The sequence below is a fragment of the Salegentibacter mishustinae genome (assembly GCF_002900095.1).
GTDB lineage: Bacteria > Bacteroidota > Bacteroidia > Flavobacteriales > Flavobacteriaceae > Salegentibacter > Salegentibacter mishustinae.
On record NZ_LLKN01000002.1, the window covers coordinates 2,100,250 to 2,121,233 of the forward strand.

17 protein-coding genes and 1 tRNA gene are annotated in these 20,984 nt (G+C 38.0%); 12 read left to right on the forward strand and 6 right to left on the reverse strand.

Annotated features, from left to right (window positions below):
- Positions 1 to 17: 17 nt before the first annotated feature.
- From APB85_RS12250 to APB85_RS12260, 3 genes are read left to right on the forward strand one after another with little or no spacing between them, the layout of a single operon-like run.
- Positions 18 to 2,228, forward strand: coding sequence for a RelA/SpoT family protein (locus tag APB85_RS12250; protein WP_057481435.1), 2,211 nt, complete (start codon positions 18 to 20; stop codon positions 2,226 to 2,228).
- A 29-nt stretch (positions 2,229 to 2,257) separates the two neighbouring features.
- Positions 2,258 to 2,713: a Fur family transcriptional regulator gene (locus APB85_RS12255; protein ID WP_057481434.1), complete on the forward strand. Its 456-nt coding sequence runs from the start codon at positions 2,258 to 2,260 to the stop codon at positions 2,711 to 2,713.
- 12 nt (positions 2,714 to 2,725) lie between these two features.
- Complete coding sequence (locus tag APB85_RS12260; protein WP_057481433.1) at positions 2,726 to 3,997, forward strand: adenylosuccinate synthase; 1,272 nt, start codon at positions 2,726 to 2,728, stop codon at positions 3,995 to 3,997.
- 97 nt (positions 3,998 to 4,094) lie between these two features.
- Here APB85_RS12260 and APB85_RS12265 read toward each other — a convergent pair whose 3' ends face one another.
- Positions 4,095 to 4,937, reverse strand: coding sequence for a ferritin-like domain-containing protein (locus tag APB85_RS12265; protein WP_057481432.1), 843 nt, complete (start codon positions 4,935 to 4,937; stop codon positions 4,095 to 4,097).
- 27 nt (positions 4,938 to 4,964) lie between these two features.
- Positions 4,965 to 5,708 carry a ferritin-like domain-containing protein gene (locus tag APB85_RS12270; RefSeq protein ID WP_057481431.1) on the reverse strand — a complete coding sequence of 248 codons (744 nt, stop codon included), beginning with the start codon at positions 5,706 to 5,708 and terminating at the stop codon, positions 4,965 to 4,967.
- Between the two features lie 256 nt (positions 5,709 to 5,964).
- Between APB85_RS12270 and APB85_RS12275 the strand changes: the two genes are divergently transcribed.
- The 8 genes from APB85_RS12275 (at position 5,965) to APB85_RS12310 (ending at position 16,328) form a co-directional block, all read left to right on the forward strand.
- Positions 5,965 to 7,848, forward strand: a complete 1,884-nt coding sequence (locus APB85_RS12275; RefSeq protein WP_083482188.1) for an OstA-like protein — start codon at positions 5,965 to 5,967, stop codon at positions 7,846 to 7,848.
- On the forward strand, positions 7,841 to 9,040 hold the full coding sequence (locus APB85_RS12280) for an aspartate aminotransferase family protein (protein ID WP_057481430.1): 1,200 nt from the start codon (positions 7,841 to 7,843) through the stop codon (positions 9,038 to 9,040). Before APB85_RS12275 ends, APB85_RS12280 begins: the two co-directional genes overlap by 8 nt.
- A gap of 179 nt (positions 9,041 to 9,219) precedes the next feature.
- Positions 9,220 to 10,617, forward strand: coding sequence for a tetratricopeptide repeat protein (locus APB85_RS12285; protein ID WP_057481429.1), 1,398 nt, complete (start codon positions 9,220 to 9,222; stop codon positions 10,615 to 10,617).
- Between the two features lie 40 nt (positions 10,618 to 10,657).
- Positions 10,658 to 11,596, forward strand: a complete 939-nt coding sequence (locus APB85_RS12290) for a DUF368 domain-containing protein (protein ID WP_057481428.1) — start codon at positions 10,658 to 10,660, stop codon at positions 11,594 to 11,596.
- Positions 11,583 to 12,608 carry a DUF368 domain-containing protein gene (locus tag APB85_RS12295; protein WP_057481427.1) on the forward strand — a complete coding sequence of 342 codons (1,026 nt, stop codon included), beginning with the start codon at positions 11,583 to 11,585 and terminating at the stop codon, positions 12,606 to 12,608. Before APB85_RS12290 ends, APB85_RS12295 begins: the two co-directional genes overlap by 14 nt.
- Positions 12,605 to 13,333, forward strand: coding sequence for a shikimate dehydrogenase family protein (locus APB85_RS12300; RefSeq protein ID WP_057481426.1), 729 nt, complete (start codon positions 12,605 to 12,607; stop codon positions 13,331 to 13,333). Before APB85_RS12295 ends, APB85_RS12300 begins: the two co-directional genes overlap by 4 nt.
- Positions 13,334 to 13,437: 104 nt before the next feature.
- On the forward strand, positions 13,438 to 15,690 hold the full coding sequence (locus APB85_RS12305) for a DUF349 domain-containing protein (RefSeq protein ID WP_057481425.1): 2,253 nt from the start codon (positions 13,438 to 13,440) through the stop codon (positions 15,688 to 15,690).
- 11 nt (positions 15,691 to 15,701) lie between these two features.
- Positions 15,702 to 16,328 carry a class I SAM-dependent methyltransferase gene (locus APB85_RS12310; protein WP_057481424.1) on the forward strand — a complete coding sequence of 209 codons (627 nt, stop codon included), beginning with the start codon at positions 15,702 to 15,704 and terminating at the stop codon, positions 16,326 to 16,328.
- Positions 16,329 to 16,330: 2 nt separating this feature from the next.
- Here APB85_RS12310 and mazG read toward each other — a convergent pair whose 3' ends face one another.
- The 4 genes from mazG to APB85_RS12330 all read right to left on the reverse strand — a co-directional run bounded on the left by mazG (position 16,331) and on the right by APB85_RS12330 (position 19,671).
- Positions 16,331 to 17,104, reverse strand: a complete 774-nt coding sequence (gene mazG / locus APB85_RS12315) for a nucleoside triphosphate pyrophosphohydrolase (RefSeq protein ID WP_057481423.1) — start codon at positions 17,102 to 17,104, stop codon at positions 16,331 to 16,333.
- 387 nt (positions 17,105 to 17,491) lie between these two features.
- A tRNA-His gene (locus APB85_RS12320) sits at positions 17,492 to 17,567 on the reverse strand.
- 144 nt (positions 17,568 to 17,711) lie between these two features.
- Entirely contained in the window at positions 17,712 to 18,428 is a 717-nt protein-coding gene (gene bshB1, locus APB85_RS12325) for a bacillithiol biosynthesis deacetylase BshB1 (RefSeq protein WP_057481422.1), read from the reverse strand.
- Positions 18,429 to 18,516: 88 nt separating this feature from the next.
- Positions 18,517 to 19,671 (reverse strand): trans-sulfuration enzyme family protein, encoded by a 1,155-nt coding sequence (locus tag APB85_RS12330; RefSeq protein WP_057481421.1) that lies wholly within the window; start codon positions 19,669 to 19,671, stop codon positions 18,517 to 18,519.
- A gap of 180 nt (positions 19,672 to 19,851) precedes the next feature.
- Between APB85_RS12330 and APB85_RS12335 the strand changes: the two genes are divergently transcribed.
- Complete coding sequence (locus tag APB85_RS12335) at positions 19,852 to 20,901, forward strand: NAD(P)-dependent alcohol dehydrogenase (RefSeq protein WP_057481420.1); 1,050 nt, start codon at positions 19,852 to 19,854, stop codon at positions 20,899 to 20,901.
- The last annotated feature ends 83 nt before the right edge of the window (positions 20,902 to 20,984 follow it).

The following is a 20,984-nucleotide window of genomic DNA, read 5'->3' on the forward strand; positions in this document are numbered from 1 at the left end:
AATTGTACTTTTAATTTATGACAGAAGCTGCTATAGAAAAAGAAAATAAGCAAATTGCAAGGCAGTATAAAGAACTGCTGCGCATAAGTTACCGAAGCTTAAATGACGAAGATAAAAAGCAAATTAGAAAGGCTTTTGATACTGCCGTAGAAGCACATAAAGACCAGCGCAGAAAATCTGGGGAAGCTTATATTTTTCACCCAATTGCGGTGGCAAAAATTGTGGCTTCAGAAATTGGTTTAGATGCCACTTCTATAGTTGCTGCGCTTCTGCACGATGTGGTGGAAGATACCATCTATACGCTAGAGGATATCGAAAAGATGTTTGGAAAAACCGTGGCGACCATCGTTGACGGACTTACAAAAATTTCCAGCTTAAAGAAAGATAAGGATGTTTCGTTGCAAGCCGAGAACTTCCGAAAAATGCTGCTTACCCTAAATGATGATATTCGGGTAATTATCATCAAAATTGCCGATAGGTTGCACAATATGCAAACTATGGATGCGATGCGCCGTGATAAGCAGGAAAAGATCGCCTCAGAAACACTTTATATTTATGCACCCCTGGCCCACAGGATCGGGCTTTATAATATCAAGACCGAACTTGAAGACCTTGGTCTAAAATATACCGAACCCGAGGTGTATAATGAAATTCACACTAAAATAAAGGAAAGCAAAGAAGAGCAGGATGCTTACATTAAAGAATTTTCTAAAGTAATAGAAGATTCCCTGAACCAGGAAGACCTTAGATACGACATTAAAGGAAGACCAAAATCTATCTACTCCATAAATCGTAAAATGCAAGCTCAGAATGTGAGTTTTGATGAGGTTTACGATAAATTCGCTATCCGGATTATTTATAAAAGTGACCAGGCTAATGAAAAGTTTCTCGCCTGGAAAATATATTCTATCGTTACAGACCATTTTAGACCCAATCCTACCCGACTTAGGGACTGGATTTCTTCGCCTAAATCTACGGGATATGAAGCCTTGCATATTACTGTGATGGGGCCAAAAGGCCGTTGGGTAGAAGTACAAATTAGAAGTCAGCGAATGAATGAGATTGCTGAAAAGGGTTATGCAGCACACTATAAATACAAACAAGGCGATGCCCAGGAAGATCACGGTATTGAGGAATGGTTGAATAGGCTTCAGGAAGCTTTGGAAAATCCCGATGTTAACGCGGTAGATTTTGTAGAGCATTTCAAGCTTAACCTTTATTCAAAAGAAATATTTGTTTTTACACCGCAGGGTGATCTAAAATCTTTACCCAAAGGCTCTACGCCTTTAGATTTTGCATTTAGTATTCATACCGAAATCGGTTTAAAAACCCGTGGCGCCAGAGTAAACAATAAATTAGTTCCTTTAAGCCACGAATTAAAAAGCGGAGACCAAGTTGAAATAATAACTTCTGAAAATGCGCAGCCAAATGTTAACTGGCTTGATTATGCAACCACTGCGAGAGCTCGCGCCAAAATAAAATCTTCTTTAAAAGATGAAAAACGTGAAATAGCAGAAGAAGGAAAAGCAATTCTCACCAGGAAATTGCGTGCTCAAAAAATACCTTTTAATGAAAAGGTAATTAATGAGTTGGTGGTTTACTTTAACCTTAAAACCAGCCTCGATCTATTTTACCGCGTTGGCATTGGTAAAATCGATAATCAGAAACTCAAAGAATTTGCTTCTTCCAGAAGTAATGCGCTGGTAAGTTACATTAAGCGAAAGATCACCAAGCCGATTATTGCTGAAGATCTTAATAAAGATGAAATTACTTCTAAATACGACCAGCTTGTCTTTGGAAGAGATGAAGATGAAACCTTAGAATATAAACTGGCCAATTGTTGTAATCCAATTCCGGGTGACCAGGTATTTGGTTTTGTAACGGTAAATGATGGGATTAAAGTTCATAAGAAAAACTGCCCCAATGCGCTTCAGCTTCAAAGCAATTATGCTTACCGAATTATTCCGGCAAAATGGATAGATTCTTCGCAACAAGACTTTAAAGCAGTAGTAAAACTAACCGGAATTGATAACTTAGGACTTGTGAGCGAGGTTACTAAAGAAATCTCCAGCAACCTGAACGTAAACATGCAAAAGGTGAGTTTTGAAAGTGTAGACGGCGTTTTTAGCGGGCAAATAACGCTTAAGGTGAAGAACAATGCCATACTCACTAAAATCATTAATCGCCTCAAAAAAATTAACGGCATCGATAAGGTTAGCCGTGAATAATCCTATACCTTTGTAAGCTACAAAGAACTATGAGCAAAAAAGTTGTAAATAAGAACGATCAGGCAGTAGTTAAAAACGTTTTCACCAAGTATTTGGAAGAAAAAGGGCATAGAAAAACCCCCGAACGTTTTGCGATACTTCAGGAAATTTATAATAACGACGATCATTTTGATATTGAATCACTTTATATCAAAATGAAAAACAAAAAATACCGGGTAAGTCGTGCAACCCTCTATAATACCATAGAATTATTACTGGAATGCGGACTTGTAAGAAAGCACCAGTTTGGGCAAAACCAGGCACAGTATGAGAAATCATATTTTGACCGGCAGCACGATCACGTTATTTTAACCGATACCGGCGAGGTTATAGAATTCTGTGATCCACGTATTCAGTCTATTAAAAAAACAATCGAAGAAGTGTTTGACATAGAAATTACCAAACATTCTTTATATTTTTACGGTAATAAAAAAACAACCAATTAACTTAAGATTTCAATGGCGGTAGATTTACTACTCGGTCTCCAATGGGGTGACGAAGGCAAAGGAAAAATTGTTGATGTACTCACCTCTAAATACGATATTATTGCTAGATTTCAGGGAGGACCAAACGCAGGACACACCCTCGAATTCGACGGGCAAAAACACGTACTCCACACTATTCCTTCCGGAATTTTTCACGATGAAACCATAAACCTTGTAGGTAATGGTGTAGTGATAGATCCCGTGATCTTTAAAAAGGAACTGGACAACCTTAGCAAGAACAATGTAGATTATAAATCTAAATTGCTTATTTCACGAAAAGCTCATTTAATCCTGCCAACACACAGGTTATTAGATGCAGCTTCTGAAGCTTCAAAAGGTAAGGCCAAAATTGGTTCTACCCTCAAAGGTATTGGCCCAACTTATATGGACAAAACCGGCAGAAACGGAATTCGTGTAGGTGACCTTGAATTGGAAAACTGGAAAGAGAAATACAGAACCCTTGCCGATAAGCACGAGAAAATGATCAAATTCTACGATGTAGACATACAATATGATCTCGCTGAATTGGAAAAGGAATTCTTTAATGCGGTAAAAACACTTAAATCACTAACTTTTATAGATAGTGAAGCTTACTTGCACGAAGCGCAAAAAGAAGGAAAAACCATTCTAGCTGAAGGCGCCCAGGGCTCTTTACTGGATATAGATTTTGGAACTTACCCTTTTGTAACTTCCTCTACCACTACAGCTGCCGGTGCCTGCACAGGGCTTGGCGTTGCACCAAACAAAATTGGTGAAGCTTATGGAATTTTTAAAGCTTATACTACAAGGGTTGGAAGCGGACCCTTTCCTACCGAACTTTTTGACGAAGATGGAGAAACTATGGGCCGTGTTGGTAATGAATTTGGCGCAACCACCGGACGAGCACGTAGATGTGGCTGGTTAGATTTAGTAGCCTTAAAATATGCTGTACAGGTAAACGGGATTACCCAGTTAATTATGATGAAAGGTGACGTACTTAGCGGATTTAAAACCCTAAAAGTATGTACCGCCTATAATTATAAGGGAAAGGAAATTCAGCATTTGCCGTATAATATAGAAGCAGAAAATGTAACACCCGTTTATACCGAAATTAAAGGTTGGGCTGCCGATCTTACCGGAATGACGAAAGTAGATGAACTTCCCAAGGAATTTAATGACTATGTAGAGTTTTTGGAAAAAGAACTGGAAATCCCAATTAAAGTGGTTTCAGTAGGTCCAGATAGAACCCAAACAATACAGCGTTAAGAAGTTTCAGTCTTTATAAAATCAAAAAGCCGTTTCAAATTGAAACGGCTTTTTTTATAACAAAATTCTTTATAACAAAAACTTAGAATTGAGTTACCTATCCATTGTTAGAAACAATGAATAATCCCGCAATTTGATTAGCTACTTCTCCACTTATAGGTTCATCGTAAGACTGCGAAACTGCTTCTGCGCTAAATCCGGTAGCGTCTACAAGATTTACTCCACCTTGTACTACATTTTCCTCGCCGTCATATACCGCTTGAGTAGCTTCAGGCATTCCCGGTCCGCGATTATTTAAGGTAATCCATCCTAATGCATTTTCATTAGAACTTTCGTTAATAACGTCTGCTCTTAATCTTCTAATTTCGGATGCGTGTCTCGCCTCTACAGAGTGTATCTGTAATGCAGGAGTAAGGAATTGAGTTCCCATTAGGTTTCCTGCCTGGCCTTTATAAGCTCTCACACCGGTATCTTCAAATGCCTGGGCTAATGCTAATAATTGAGCATAGGCCATATCATTATTTGGGTTAAAAGGATCAAAAGCTCCTCCCGCAGTAAAGTCGAATTCTGGCGAGTCTATAGAGTTATCTCCCAAACCGGTTTGTAAAAATGTAACGTGAGCAGATTCGTGTTTAGAAATCTGGTTATAAACTGCTTCGGCTCTACCACCGCTAGGTAAAACACCAGAATCTAAAGCTTTGATATAAAATTCGGCTTCAAGATATTCTAAGGTAAGTGCAAGCTGTAATGCAGAAGTGGCATCGTTACTACTGCTCTGTGCAAAGGCTTTACCAGATGTAGAAGCTAGTCCAAAAGGAACAGCTGCCATAGCCGCCTTCTTACCTAGATTTCCTAAGCTACCAAGCATTTCTCTCCTCGAAGAAGCTTTTTTGGTAAGGCTTTCCGAAGTAAATTCATCTAAAAATTTTATAATATCCATAATATTGTTTTTAAGTTGATTTATTAATTATTGAGGCAAGTTATTGGCCGTAAATTCTGTCACTACAAAGCCGGTATTTCCAACTTCGCTAAGAATTGTCTGTGGATCTTTAGCAAGATCAAGACCGTTGCTATCAATAATATCATCTCCTGCAAAAGCAGTATCACTTTCTAAGTAAATGGAACGAATAGCTGCTGCGTGCCTTGCTTCTACTGACACAATTTTTCCAGCAATTACAAGAAAATCTGGAGTTTGTAATAATCTACCTGCACCATTATAAGCGGCTACACCAGTATCTTCAAGCACTCTGGCCGTTCCTAAAACAGAATCCCTATCAGCAAAATTTACACTGCTAAAATCAAATTCAAGTTCTGGCAATACCTGGCTAGCTTCAGCGTTTGCACTAATTGCAGCCTTAAAAAATTCTCGGTGAATTACCTCGTGGTCATATAGATCCTCTAAAATCTTTTTTTCTTCAGTATTAGCTCCGGCCCAATAAGAACCATCTAATACATTAGTATAAAAAGCAGCTTCAAGCTGTTCTAATGCGTAGGCATAATTTAAAATTCCAACATCACCGCTTCCAAGATCAAAAACTTCTCCTGGAGGCATAGGATCGGGGTTCATATCGTCATCGTCGCTACATCCATAAAGTAACAATCCCGATCCTGCCATGGCAAGTCCTCCCATTTTAAGAAATTTTCTTCGGGAATTACTGTTTTTTGAAGGCTTTGCAGTAACTGCATCTACCTTAATACGTGGTTTTTCCATAATTTGAGTTTTAGTTATTTAGTAAACTTACGGGACAGGGTACACGTCGGTTTTATAATCGGCGTTAAAGTTTTCTAAAGAAAAATTTCCAAACCTTAAATTCTATTAATATTAACAAATTTTTGATGTATTTTATGAATTAAATAGGCATTCATCAATAAAAATAATCAAAATCAAAGGATTATCTAATAAATGAGCTTTTACATTTAAAATCCCATTCCCCTAAATTTTATTTACTTTTGAAAAAATTTTCGGCTTGAAAAAAATCATCCTTTTCTTAGTATTTGCAATTTTGTCTTTTCCTTCTTTAATCCAGGCTCAGGAAGCTAAAGAGATTGATTATAGTGCTGATAGAAATATCCAGGATCAAAAATACCCGGGAGCCTTTGTATTGAGTAAAGTAGAGAACCAGGTTTATTTTAAACACGAAGGCATAGAGGTTTGGTGTGATCTCGCCATTCATTATAAAGAGGAAAATTTCTTTAGAGCCTTCGGAAATGTTAGAATGCAACAGGGCGATACGGTAAAGCTTAATAGTAATTATGCCGAATATAATGGGAACTCCCAGTTTGCTTTTGCCAGTGGTGATGTAGTGATGAAGCGGCCACAAACCACTTTAGAATCAGACAGTTTATTCTTTGACCGCCTAAAACAACAGGCTTATTATAGAAGTGGCGGAAAAGTGATAGATACCGGCGGAGTTATTACCAGCAATATAGGTAGATATTATATGGAACAGGATAAATATTCATTTGTTTCAGACGTGGTGCTTACCAATCCTGAGTATATAATTAATTCTGAACAACTAGATTTTTACGGCGAAACCGGACACGCTTATCTTTATGGGCCTTCTACTATAGAAAGTGAGACCAGCACCGTCTATTGTGAACGCGGTTTTTATGATACGCGTGGTGATACAGGCTATTTTGTGAAAAATTCGAGGATAGATTATAACAATAGAACAGTGAAAGGCGACAGTCTTTATTTTAACAGGAATACCAATTTTGCTTCCGCCACCAACAATATTAGGGTTATAGATACTATTAATAAGAGCGTCGTCACCGGGCATTATGCGGAAGTCTTTAGAGACAAAGATTCCGTTTTTATCACTAAAAGAGCGGTTGCTGCCAGCGTTCAGGATAAGGATTCGCTTTTTATTCACGGCGATACTATTATGATTACCGGGAAACCAGACAAACGTATAATTCGCGGGTTTTATGATGTTCGACTTTTTAAAAGCGATATGAGCGGAAAAAGTGATTCGGTTCATATTAACCAGGAAACCGGATTAACCAAAATGATCAATATTACCAAAGGACCTATTTCTTCTGTAGACAAAAGACGAAGCCCCGTACTTTGGAGCGGACTTAGCCAAATGACCGGTGATACCATTCATCTGCAAAGCAATACCAAAACAGAACAACTGGATTCTATGCGGGTTTTTAATAATGCCTTTTTAATTCAGAAAGACACTATAGAAGGTTATAACCAGGTAAAAGGAATGGATCTGGTAGGCTTGTTTGAAGATAATGAATTGTACCAGGTAGATATTAATAAGAATACCGAAACACTTTATTACAGCCGAAATAGCGAGCAGGAACTTATAGGAATAAATAAAACTCTTTCCAGTTCTATAAAAATCTTATTTGAAGAACAGGAAATTCAGGAGATCTATTACTATCAAAATGTAGATGGAAATTTAACTCCGGAAGAAGATTTTCCTGTAAATGTTCGGCAATTATTAGGTTTTAACTGGCGTGGAGACGAAAGGTTACTTACCAAAGAAGATCTTTTTAAGGGAAAACCTGAACCCGATCTGGTGAAAATTCAAGGAATATCTTTACCCGAAGAATCGGAAGAATTTTTTGATGAACGTGAGGAAGGAGATGACCTGCTCTTAAATGATAAGTCCAGGCTAAAACCTGAAGATCTTCAAAACAGGGCAAAAGATAGTATTCCACAACTAAAAGAACCACAGAACTTGCTAGATGCTATAGATGACGATACTAAAACTGAAGCTGAAGATTTACAGGAGAGAGTAAAAGATTCTATTCCTCAATTAAAGAAACCCCAGTCGCTTCTAAGAGCTGAAAAAGATAATGGGGCCGAACCTGAAACTAAAGAGAATAAGGATGAATAAAGATTTCCTTACCTACCAGGCGCAAACCACTCCGCATCCTTTAGGTTTGGAAGTAGCCTCAGCCAAAGGTTCTTATATTTTCACCACCGATGGAAAAAAGCACCTGGATTTTGTAGCGGGTGTTTCGGCCTGCAGTTTAGGCCATTGCCACCCTAAGGTTGTAAACGCCATTAAAGAACAGGCCGAAAAGTACCTGCATGTAATGGTTTACGGCGAATATGCCCAGCAACCGGCCGTTGAGCTAACTAAATTGCTAGCAGAACATTTTCCAAAGCCACTGGAAAAAACTTACCTCACCAATTCTGGTACAGAGGCCATAGAAGGCGCTTTAAAACTCGCCCGGCGCTATACCGGTAGAGCTGAGATTATAGCGACTCACCAGGCTTACCACGGTAATACCATGGGCTCACTTAGTTTAATGGATTATGAAGAACGTCAAAAACCTTTTAGACCTCTCTTAGGCGGAATTTCTTTTATTCAGTTTAACGAAGAGAAAGATCTGGAAAAAATTACTGAAAAAACCGCAGCTGTAATCCTGGAAAGTATCCAGGGAGGTGCGGGATTTATTATTCCGAAGAATAATTATTTAAAAAAGGTCAAACAACGTTGCGAGGAAGTTGACGCATTATTAATTCTGGATGAAATTCAACCCGGTTTTGGGAGAACAGGAACACTGTTTGGATTTGAGAATTTTGACATGGTTCCAGATATCGTTGCTTTAGGAAAAGGAATGGGCGGCGGAATGCCTATTGGTGCTTTTTCGGCCTCAGCTAAAATGATGGATAGCCTTTCAGACAACCCAAAAATGGGACATATTACTACGTTTGGGGGAAATCCTGTAATTGCCGCTTCAGCTCTGGCTACATTAAAAGAAATTACCGGTTCAGACTTAATGACAGAAAGTCTTGAGAAAGAAAAGCTATTCAGAAAATTGCTGGTGCATCCGCTAATTTCAGAAGTTAGAGGAATGGGCTTAATGCTTGCTATTATTACCACTTCCGAAGAAATAGCGAATCAATTAGTTTTAAAAAGTAAGGAAGAAAACCTCATTCTCTTTTGGTTATTATTCGAGAAAAAAGCCGTGCGAATTACTCCTCCCCTCACCATTTCAGAAGAAGAAATAAAAGAAGGCTGTGGCATCATTATTGCCGTATTGGATGAAATAATGAAGCAGGTTAAAACTGTTAATTAGTTTGTTAACAACAATCTTGGTATTTGAGCTTTTAAAGCAGATTCATTTTTAATTTTAAGAAATGCCTTGAGGTTTAGCCGCAAGACAGAAAGTTCAAAAGATCAAGCAATTTCAACTTAAGCGTTGAAATATTTTAAATCTCACTTAGTGAGTAGTAGAAATCCCGTAATTACCTACGTATGCAATTAAGCCATAACGACGAAAACAATTTCTCACTTTCCCGATTTGAATCCATGCTTAAAACAAATGATGTTTTATTCTTTGATTCAGCAGAATTTGAGGACATTATTAATTATTATTTAGAGAACGGGAAATTTGCACTGGCTAAAAAGGCAGTTAAATTAGGCCTGGCTCAACATCCAACTTCTACAAACTTAAAGCTCTTTAAAATTGAGATTCTGGTTTTTGAAGATAAACTGGATGTAGCCGAATCTATGCTTACCGAATTACAACAATTAGAATCTTCTAACGAAGAAGTATATATACAAAAAGCACAAATTCTTTCTAAAAGAGATCGCCACGCTAAGGCCATAGAGGTTTTGGAAATGGCGCTTGATATTACCCTGGATCCTGCCGAAATTTACTCGCTAATTGGGATGGAACACCTGTTTCTTGAAGATTTTGAAAATGCGAAGTTCAGCTTTATGAAGTGTTTGGAGGCCGATGAAGAAGATTATTCGGCACTATACAATATTATGTACTGCTTTGATTTTCTGGATCAAAAAACCGAAGCCATCGAATACCTGAATATGTATTTAGATAAAAATCCTTACTGCGAGGTAGCCTGGCACCAGGTAGGAAAACAATATTTTGATCTAAAAGATTATGAAAAGGCTTTATCGGCTTTCGATTTTGCAATAATTAGTGACGATTATTTTATTGGTGCTTACCTTGAAAAAGGAAAAGTACTGGAGAAATTGGGCCGTTACCACGAAGCCATAGAAAACTACCGTTTAACTTTAGAGTTAGACGACCCTACTTCTTTTGCTTATTTACGAATCGGAAAATGTTTCGAAAAACTTGGTTTAAACGAGCTTGCACTTAAACATTATAAAGATTGCGTTCACGAAGATCCGCTTTTGGATAAAGGCTGGATTGCGATCACCGATTTTTATATCAAAAAGAGAAACTACCAGAAGGCGCTTTACTATATCAACAAAGCGATAAATATAGACGAAGAAAACGTGCTTTACTGGAAGCGCTACGCTAAAATAAATAACCGCTTAAAGTTTTACGAAGAAGCAGAGCGGGGTTATAAAAAAAGTCTGGATCTTGGAAACTACGAATTAGAAACCTGGATTAGACGTTGCGATATCTTAATAGACCTTGGAGAATTTGATACTGCTATTCAAAATTTGAATCAGGCGCTGGAGTTTTACCCGGATACTGCCGAGATTGAATTCCGTTTGGCCGGACTTTATTTTAGTCATAATGAAGGTGAAAAAGCTTACTTCCACCTAAATAAAGGTTTAAAGTTAGATGCCGAGTATTATATAGTTATCGAAGAATTATTCCCTCAAATCTTTAACCGAAAAAGCGTAAAGCAAATTATAAATTCCTTTATAAATCTCTCTTAGTTATTTTACTAACTTTGACCCGGAATTTTAATTTGTACACATGCAGAAAAGCTTTAAAGACCATCTTTCAGTAACCTTAAAAGGTATGGCGATGGGCGCGGCAGATGTGGTTCCTGGAGTTTCAGGAGGCACGATCGCTTTTATTTCAGGAATTTACGAAGAACTGATCTCTACCATTAGCGGGGTTAATTTTTCACTAATCACTACCTGGAAAGAGCAAGGCTTTAAAGCCATGTGGCAGCAGCTTAACGGGCCTTTTATTTTAGCACTTTTTACCGGCATCCTCATCAGCGTGTTCTCACTGATGCGAATCGCAAATTATTTATTGGAAAATCATCCAATATTAATATGGTCCTTTTTCTTTGGCCTTGTGCTTGCCAGCATCTGGTTTGTAGGTAAACAAATTCCCAGGTGGAATGTAAAGATCTTTCTCGCCCTTTTAATAGGAGCTGCCGTAGCTTTCTACATCGTTTCCCTACCTCCAATGGCAGCAAATGACAGCTATTTATACATCTTTTTTTCTGGAGCTATTGCTATTTGCGCTATGATCTTACCCGGAATCTCGGGTGCGTTTATCTTAGTACTACTTGGAGCTTATAAAAGAATTACAGAAGCCGCTCACGATTTCGATTTTCAAACATTGGGAGTATTTGGCATTGGAGCCATAATTGGCTTACTTAGCTTTTCTAAAATTTTAAAATGGCTGTTTGTACATTACAGCAATCTAACCCTGGCTGTCTTAACCGGTTTTATAGCAGGATCGCTAAACAAGATCTGGCCCTGGAAACACGTATTGCAAACAGAAATGTACGGAGATAAGGAAGTTGTGCTAAAAGAAGCCTCGGTTTTACCCTGGAATTTTAATGGTGAACCACAAACGGTATATGCTATCGTTTTAATGCTGGCAGGATTTTTCTTAATTCTAGGCCTGGAAATTTTCGCCTCAAAAAGCTCACAAAACGCCAATGCAACAAACTAGAACCTTTACAGATAAAGTGCTTTTAGTGCTTAAAGGTTTGGCTATGGGAGCAGCTAATAAAGTTCCCGGTGTGTCTGGTGGTGTAGTAGCTTTTGTTGCAGGTTTTTACGAGGAATTTATCTATTCTCTCCAAAAAATTAATTACAAGGCTTTTATATTGCTAATAAACGGGCGATTTAGAAGCTTGTATCATTATACCAATGGAAAGTTTCTGAGTTTGCTTATCCTGGGGATGCTTATTAGTTATTTTAGTGTTTCAAAATTACTCGATTATTTAATACTTCATTACGAACTCTACGTGTGGGCCTCTTTCTTCGGAATGATTATAGGCTCTATATATTATATCAGTAAAGATTTTGACGAATGGAGTAAACGCTCCCTGGTTTTCGTTTTCCTCGGAATAATTGCCGGGGTGGCCATTAGCTTCCTGGAGCCGGCAAAGGAAAACGATAATCTTTGGTTCGTATTTTTTTGCGGAATGGTAGGCGTTTCCGGAATGACCTTACCCGGACTCTCAGGTTCCTTCATACTTATCTTATTTGGAAATTATGTATTGCTTCTCGTAGATTCAGTAAATGCACTTTACGATACTCTTGCCGATTTGGTAGTGCTAGATTTTAATTTTATAAATAATCCCGATAGAATTAGATTATTAGAGGTGATATTGGTGTTTGGCGCTGGTTCCCTGGCCGGTTTGGTTACGCTTTCCCATTTTCTGGGTTATGTTTTAAAACACTATAAAAAAGATACTTTCGCCGCGATTATTGGTTTTATTACCGGCTCTCTTGGAGTGGTTTGGCCCTGGAAAGAAAAGATCTTTAAACTAAACCAGAACGGAAAAATAATTCTGGACAGCCAGGGCAATGGTGTAATAGATTATTACGACCGTTATTTCCCAACTTTTTCTTCTGCGGAAACCTGGCTGGCAATTTTCTTTATCTTTGTAGGTATACTCATTGTATTAGGACTCGCCTGGTACGAAAAGAAAAACCAAAAACCCGCAACGCGATGAAAACTTTTGGCTTAATTGGAAAAAACATCAGCTACTCATTTTCCCGAACTTATTTTACCGAAAAATTTAAGAAAGAGAATATTGACGCTAAATACTATAATTTCGACCTGGAAGAAATCAATCAATTTCGGGATGTAATTAAAGAAATGCCAGATCTTGGCGGCCTAAACGTTACCATTCCTTACAAGCAGATGATCATTACATTTTTAGACGATTTAGCTCCTGAGGCCAGAGAAATTGGCGCGGTAAATACTATTAAGATAAAAGGCAATCGGCTTATTGGTTACAATACAGATTATATCGGGTTTTCAGAATCTATAAAACCCCTGCTTAAATCTCACCATAACAAAGCACTTATTCTGGGGACCGGCGGAGCTTCGAAAGCTATAGCCTACGCCTTAAAAAAACTGGATATTGAATATAAATTTGTCTCAAGATCTTCAGGAAAAGGCAAATTAGGGTACGATGATCTTTCCGAAGAAGTTATAAAAGATCACAATATTATCATCAATACTACACCTGTAGGGACCTTTCCAGACGTAGAAGAATATCCGGAATTCCCAGTCGAATATCTTACCAAAAATCATCTGGTTTACGACCTTATCTACAATCCGGAAATCACCCAATTATTAGCATTGGCAAAAAAACAGGGAGCCACGGTTAAAAATGGTTTAAAAATGCTGGAATTACAGGCCGAAAGCGCCTGGAACATTTGGAATAAATAGCGCTAATTTTTCTTTTTAAATTCTACAAAAAAAGGGAATTGTTTGCCCAATTTTAGTGGAGTTACTATCTTTCAGGCTAATTAAGAACCTTAACATTGAAAGATATGTCTCAGCAAGAAAATGATAAAAGCAAAGAAGAGTTTTCTAACGAAGCTACTAATAATTCTGAAAAAGCTAAGAATGAAAAGAAGCTTACCGAAGAAAACCAGGATGAAAATGTAGAAGAAAAATCATTTTCTGAAAAGTCTGAAGCCGAAGAAACCTCAACAGAGAAAGAAACGGTTATAGAACCTGCCGAAACTGCTTCTGAAATTAAAACTGATGATGATAAACTGGAAGATGCTATGATCGCTGAGGCCGGTGACAAGAAGAACACTTCAGAAGAAAATAAAGCAAGCAGCGAGGAAGACGATGAGAACGACGCTATTCTTGAAGAAAGCAGAAAAAAAACCCGTCCGGAAGAAGAAAAGGTTCAGGCAGAAACAGGAGCTAAAGCTGAAGATACATCTCATGAAGATGATGAGGACGAAGATGAAACTTCTGAAGAAGAAGGACGCACATCAAAACACCACCAGGAGCATATAGACGATTCAGTTGCTGAAGACAGTGAAGATGAGTCAAAAGCTGAGCGCCACGATATTCCGAAGAAAGATTATCACGCTATGAGTAAAGAGCAACTCGTAGATGAGTTTGAATCTTTGCTAAAAAAGGAAAAAGTACAGGCTATTAAAGAGCACGTGATTGAAATTCGTGCTGAATTTAATGCCAAGTTTAATGAAGAGGAAGAGGAGAAAAAAGAGGAATTCCTTGCCGATGGCGGGAATATTATAGACTTCCACTACTCCACTCCGATTAAAAAACGTTTTAATTCCCTTTATTTCGATTATCGGGAAAAACGCAATAATTATTACAAGCAACTTAAACAAGACCTTAATAAAAACCTGGATAAACGCTTGGAAATAATTGCAGAATTAAAAGGTCTTATTGATGTTGAAGAAAATATAAACACCACTTACAAGCACTTTAAGGAACTTCAGGATCGCTGGCGCGTTGCAGGGCCTATTCCGCGAGAAAAATACAACGATGTTTGGAATACCTATCACCATCATGTAGAGAACTTCTATGATTTTCTGCATTTAAATCGTGAGTTCCGGGATTTGGATTTTAAACATAATCTTGATCAAAAATTAAAAGTAATTGACCGTGCTGAAGAATTGGCACAGGAAGCCGATGTAAACCGTGCATTTAGGGAATTACAAATGCTTCACAAAATGTGGAAAGAAGAGCTTGGGCCGGTTGCCAAAGAGTTTCGTGAAGATATTTGGGATCGTTTTAGCAGCGCCACCAAACAAATTCACGATAAACGCCAGGAGTATTTCAATACGTTAGATGAACGCTACGAAGAGAACTGGAAAGCCAAGCAAGTTATTATTGAGAAGATAAGAGTAATTGCCGACGAAGATTATAAAAGCCACAATAAATGGCAACAGAAGATTAAAGAGATAGAAGCGCTTCGGGAAGCATTCTTTAATGCGGGGAAAGTTCCGCGTAGTAAAAATGAAGAAACCTGGACAGATTTCAAACAAACCGTTCGCCGATTTAACCGAAATAAAAACGCATTCTATAAAAATCTAAAAAAACAACAATACGATAACCTCGAAAAGAAAAAAGAGCTTATTCAAATTGCCGAAGACAATAAAGATAGTGACGATTTTAAAACGGTCACACCTTTAATGAAAAAGATCCAGGCAGACTGGAAGAAGGTTGGCCACGTACCTAGAAAAGATAGCGACAAGGTTTGGAAACAATTTAAAGCGGCCTGTAACCATTATTTTGAACGCCTCCACGAAACACGTAAAGACGAGAATAAAGAAGAATTCGAAGCTTTTGATAAGAAGAAGGAATTATTGGAGCAGGTAAAATCTTTTGAACTTAGCGGTGATAAAAAAGAAGATCTACCTAAAATAAAACAATTTATTGAAGACTGGAAAAATTTAGGCCGTGTACCTTATAACAAGCGTTTTATTGAAGGGAAATTCAATAAAGCTTTAGATCAGCTTTTCAATAAACTGGACGTAGATCATACCAAAGCTGAAATGCTTAAATATGAGAACAAAGTACAGGCTATAAACGATGCAGATGATGATAAAAAGCTTCGCAACGAGCATTATTTCTTAACCAAAAAAATAGAAGAAACCAGAGCTGAAATTAGACAGTTGGAAAATAATCTGCAATTCTTCTCAAATGTAGACGAAGACAATCCTTTGGTACAGGACGTACACAAAAATATAGCTGACCACAAAGAGCAGCTTGAAGTCTGGAAAGAAAAATTACGTAAAATCAAGTCGCTTTATTAAATAAAGCGGCCATGAACTGCATCCTTTGCGAAGGCACTACTAAAAAATTTTGGGAGAGTAAAAACAGGGAGTTTGTTGAATGCACCAATTGCGGTGGCATTCAACTTCTACCTCAATTTTATATTTCAGAAAAGGCAGAGGAAGCACGTTATCTTACCCATAATAACGATGTAAATGATCCAGGATACCAGGATTTCGTAAAGCCCATAACTTCAAGAATCTTAAAAGATTTCTCTCCAAAGCATACCGGTTTGGATTACGGTTGTGGTAACGGTCCCGTTATAACTGCTCAATTAGAAAAAATAGGATATACTATCTCGTTGTATGATCTTTACTTTTATCCCAATACAGAAGTATTAAAGACCCAATACGATTTTATAATTTGCTGCGAAGTAATGGAACATTTCTCTGCTCCAAAACGGGAATTTAGTGAATTAGCTTCCCTTTTAAAACCTGGCGGAAAACTCTACTGCAAAACCTCTCTCTATTCTAAAGAAATTGATTTTGATAACTGGTACTATAAAAATGATGTCACCCACATCTTTTTTTACACAGTAAAAAGCCTCGAATGGATAAAAACCAATCTTACTTTTTCAGCTTTGGAAATTCATCCAAATACAATTATTTTTAGCAAGTAGTTCTACAAAAGCTTAGCTTCATTCCAAAAGACATCCATTTCAGCCAAAGTCATATCTTTTAAAGCTTTATTTTTCTCAGCTGCTTTAGCTTCCAAATACTGAAAACGAGATATAAATTTCTTGTTAGTACGTTCTAAAGCATTTTCAGGGTTTATACCAAGGAAACGGGCATAATTGATCATGGAGAACATCACATCGCCAAATTCGGCTTCCATTTTATCTTTGTTTTCTGTCTCTATCTCGTGCTGCAATTCTCCCAGTTCTTCCTTCAGTTTCTCAAAAACCTGTTCTGGTTTTTTCCAGTCAAAACCAACACCCGCTACTTTCTCCTGAATTCTACTTGCCTTCACAACAGCCGGCAAAGAACGTGGCACACCTTCTAATACGCTTTTCTTGCCCTCTTTTAATTTTAGATTTTCCCAATTTCTTTTTACTTCTTCTTCATCGGCAACCTCAACGTCTCCGTAAATATGAGGGTGACGATCTATTAATTTATCGCAAATTCCATTGGCAACATCAGCAATATCAAAATCATTGGTTTCACTACCTATTTTAGCATAAAAAACCAGGTGAAGCAAAAGGTCCCCTAACTCTTTTCTCACTTCCTCCAGATCCTTGTCTAAAATCGCATCTCCGAGCTCGTAAGTTTCTTCAATAGTAAGATGCCGCAGCGATTCCATCGTTTGCTTTCTATCCCAGGGACATTGCTCTCTAAGCTCATCCATAATAGTGAGTAAACGATCAAATGCTTTTAGCTGCTCTTCTCTGGAGTTCATTGGTAGTAATTTTTGATTTCGGTAAAAATAAGGATTGCTTTTAGGATTTTAGAAACTTAGGCGGGAAAATAAATACTTGAAACTGTCATTCTGAATTCACATCAGAATCTAAGCTCGTCTAATTCAAAACTTAGAAGATGCTGAAACAATCCCGAAGCATTTGGGCAGCATGACGTTATTTCTTTATTCTCCTTCTTCAAAGCTTATTCTCAAATTTATCCCATAAAAAAAGCCTTCAGTAAACTGAAGGCTTGAATAAAGGGTGGAAGACCGGTTTTCCCGATATTTCGTCTGTAAGACTCCAATCGGGACAGGCTTCTCAACCGTATTTGATATCATTGATTTTAGGGAATAAAAAAGCCCCTCGTTTCCGAAGGGCTGAATAAAGGGTGGAAGACCGGTTTCGAACCGGCGACCTCCGGAACCACAATCCGGCGCTCTAACCAGCTGAGCTACAACCACCATTTTAATTGCGGTTGCAAATGTAGTTTATTTTAGCAATTTCCCAAAGAAAAAATTTCAATATTAAATTGAAATTTAAAGCTATTTCAAGTCTATGCGGCTAAAAAGCTTCAAATTAAATAATTAGCAAATGCTAAAAATCAACCTAAATTAAATCAAAGATCGAATCTACTGCGGGATATCGTTCAACAGTATAGCCTTCGGCGTGCTCGGTATTGATCAATCTTCCCAGGTCTCTTGCTCTATAGGTAATACTTTCCAGGAAATTACTGCTGGAAATGGGAGTCTGCGGTTCTTTACTGTTTTCATCAAAAAACTGACTCTTATAAGCTTTTACCGCCTCCATTTTTTTATCAATATAGCCCGAAATGTCTACCACTACATCGGGTGTTAAGTTTTTCCACTGAATATAATGATACACATGCTTTGGACGCCAGGCCTGCTGGCTCTCGCCATCGTAGATAGTTTCAATCTTTCGAAGCCCGCTTAAAAAACAGGCATCACTCGTGAGTTTTGATCCTTTGCCGTGATCTATATGCCTATCGTCTACCGCGTTGCACAAGACAATTTCAGGGCGATATTTTCGCAATATTTTTATAATTTCCAGCTGATGTGCGGTGTTATTTATAAAAAAAGCATCGCTAAATTCCAGGTTTTCCCTTACAGAAACCCCTAAAATTTCAGCTGCATTTCTTGCCTCTTTATCCCTGGTTTCTGCCGTACCACGGGTTCCTAATTCTCCCCGGGTAAGATCTAAAATTCCTACTTTTTTACCTCTGTCTACTTCTTTTGCTATAGTGCCCGAACAACTTAGTTCAACATCATCGGGATGCGAGCCTATAGCCAATATATCTAGTTTCATAATAATTACTTTGTCATTTCCGTCCCTATAAAAAATCGGGACGGAAATCTAATTTAAGTTAGTTCTTTAAACGTCTCTACTCGTCTTTCTAGCCTCTAATTTCTTTTAAAGCCTGTTCCAGGTCTTCCATTAAATCTTCTTTCTCCTCTATCCCTACAGAAAATCGCATTAAACCATCTTTGATTCCCTGGGCTTCCCGTTCTTCAGGAGAAAGCAACCCGTGCGAGGTTTTTGAGGGAGAAAGAATAGTTGATTCTACTCCTGCCAGGCTCATAGAAGATTTTATTAATTTTAATTTCTTCTGAAAAAGGTCAAAATCAAGTCCGTCACGCAGTTCAAAAGACATCATGCCTCCAAAACCTTTCATTTGAGATTTAGCCAGTTCGTGATCGGGGTGAGACTCAAGTCCGGGATAAAAAACCCTTGAAATATCTTCATGTTTTTCCAGAAAACGAGCTAATTCCAATGCATTTTCATTCTGAGCTCTTACCCTTAAGCCCATGGTTTTTAAGCTGCGTTCCAGCATCCAAACCGTAAAATCGCTTAAGTTACCGCCAAAATTCTTAGCCAGCTGAAAGATCTTATCTATATGTTCTTCAGAAGCTATAACGGTTCCCGCAAGAATATCACTATGTCCACCCATATATTTTGTTGCTGAATGCAAGACTACATCAATTCCAAAATCTATAGGATTCTGGTTCACCGGGGAAGCAAACGTATTATCTATCATACTTACCAGGTTGTGCTTTTTAGCAATTTCAGCAATCGCTTTAATATCGGTTACGGTAAGCAGTGGGTTTGAAGGTGTTTCTATATAGATCACCTTTGTATTTTTTTTGATTTCGGCTTCAAAAGATTCAGGTTTTGAATCTTTAGTAAATGAATATTCCAATCCGAATTTCTCAAATTCCTCGGTGATCAAATTACTGGTTCCGCCATAAAGGGTATTTTGAAAAACCACGTGATCTCCCTTTTGGGCAAAAGCCATAAGTGAAGTACTTACCGCTGCCATTCCGCTGCCAAAGATCAATGCAGCTTCCCCGTGTTCCAGAGCTGCCATTTTTTTAGCTAAGGCAACCTGGTTTGGAGTATTGAAATAACGTGGATAACGCTTTACCTCTACATCTTCAAAAGCATAAGAAGTAGCCATATACAATGGCGAAACCGCGCCTTTAAATTGTTTGTCTTCCAATTCTCCGCTATGGGTGCAAATAGTATTTATTCCGGGATGTTTTTTTGTCATTTCTAGTGCTTTCAAAATTCGCCCTAATGTAAAAAGAAATATTCTAAATGTCCTGCGTTTTCAGGCTGTTTCCTATATGCGGGAAATTATTATTTGAAACAATAGTTAAATAAAGTTAAAGCAATATTTGTATTAAAAATTGCTCTCCTAATTTCTTTATCTTTAAGAAAAACAATTGATATGAGTAAAGTAAAAGCATATGGCGCGCAAGCCAGCGACGCCAAGTTAGAAGCCCTGGATATTGAACGCAGGGAAATTACTGCGGACGATGTGAAGATAGAAATAGATTACTGTGGTGTTTGTCACAGCGATATTCACCAGGTTAGAAACGACTGGAAGAATTCTAAATATCCTGTTGTACCGGGTCACGAAATTATAGGCCGTGTAACCCAGGTTGGGAAAAATGTGAGCAACTTCAAAGAAGGTGATCTTGTAGGAGTGGGCTGTATGGTAGATTCCTGCCAGGAGTGTGATTCCTGTAAAGAAGACCCGGAGCAATTTTGTGAAAATGGTGCCACATTAACTTACAATAGTAAAGATGAGCATTTAGGTGGGCATACTTTTGGAGGTTACGCAGAACAAATTGTGGTAGACAAAGAATTTGTACTTAAAGTTCCAGAAAACATTGATGCTAAAGCAGCTGCACCATTACTTTGTGCAGGGATTACCACCTATTCTCCACTACGCCACTGGAATGTAAAAAAAGGAGATAAAGTTGGTGTAATTGGTCTTGGCGGACTTGGCCATATGGGAGTTAAATTTGCGCACGCTATAGGCGCGCACGTGGTAATGATCACTACTTCTCCCTCCAAATCTGAAGACGCGAAAAAACTTGGCGCCGATGAAGTGCTGATCTCGAAAAATGAAGAAGATATGAAAAAGCAAGCCGGTACTTTCGATTTTCTTCTGAATACAGTTCCGGTTGGTCACGATATGAACCCTTACGTAGCTTTACTAAAAAGAGATGCCACTATGGTTCTGGTTGGTGCAATTGAACCTCTTGATCCTGTTCACGGCGGCGGATTGATTGGCGGCCGTAAACGTATTGCCGGTTCTGTGATTGGCGGCATTAAAGAAACCCAGGAAATGCTGGATTTTTGCGGTGAGCATAATATTGTTTCAGATATTGAAATGATCGATATGCAAAATATCAACGAAGCTTTTGATAGGGTGGTAAAATCTGATGTAAAATATCGTTTCGTGATCGATATGAAATCGCTGAAGAATTAGAATTCATAAAAAGTTAACTAAAGAGCTTAGTATCGTCAGTCAAAATAATTTTAGACTGACGATTTTTTTATATTTAATGGGAA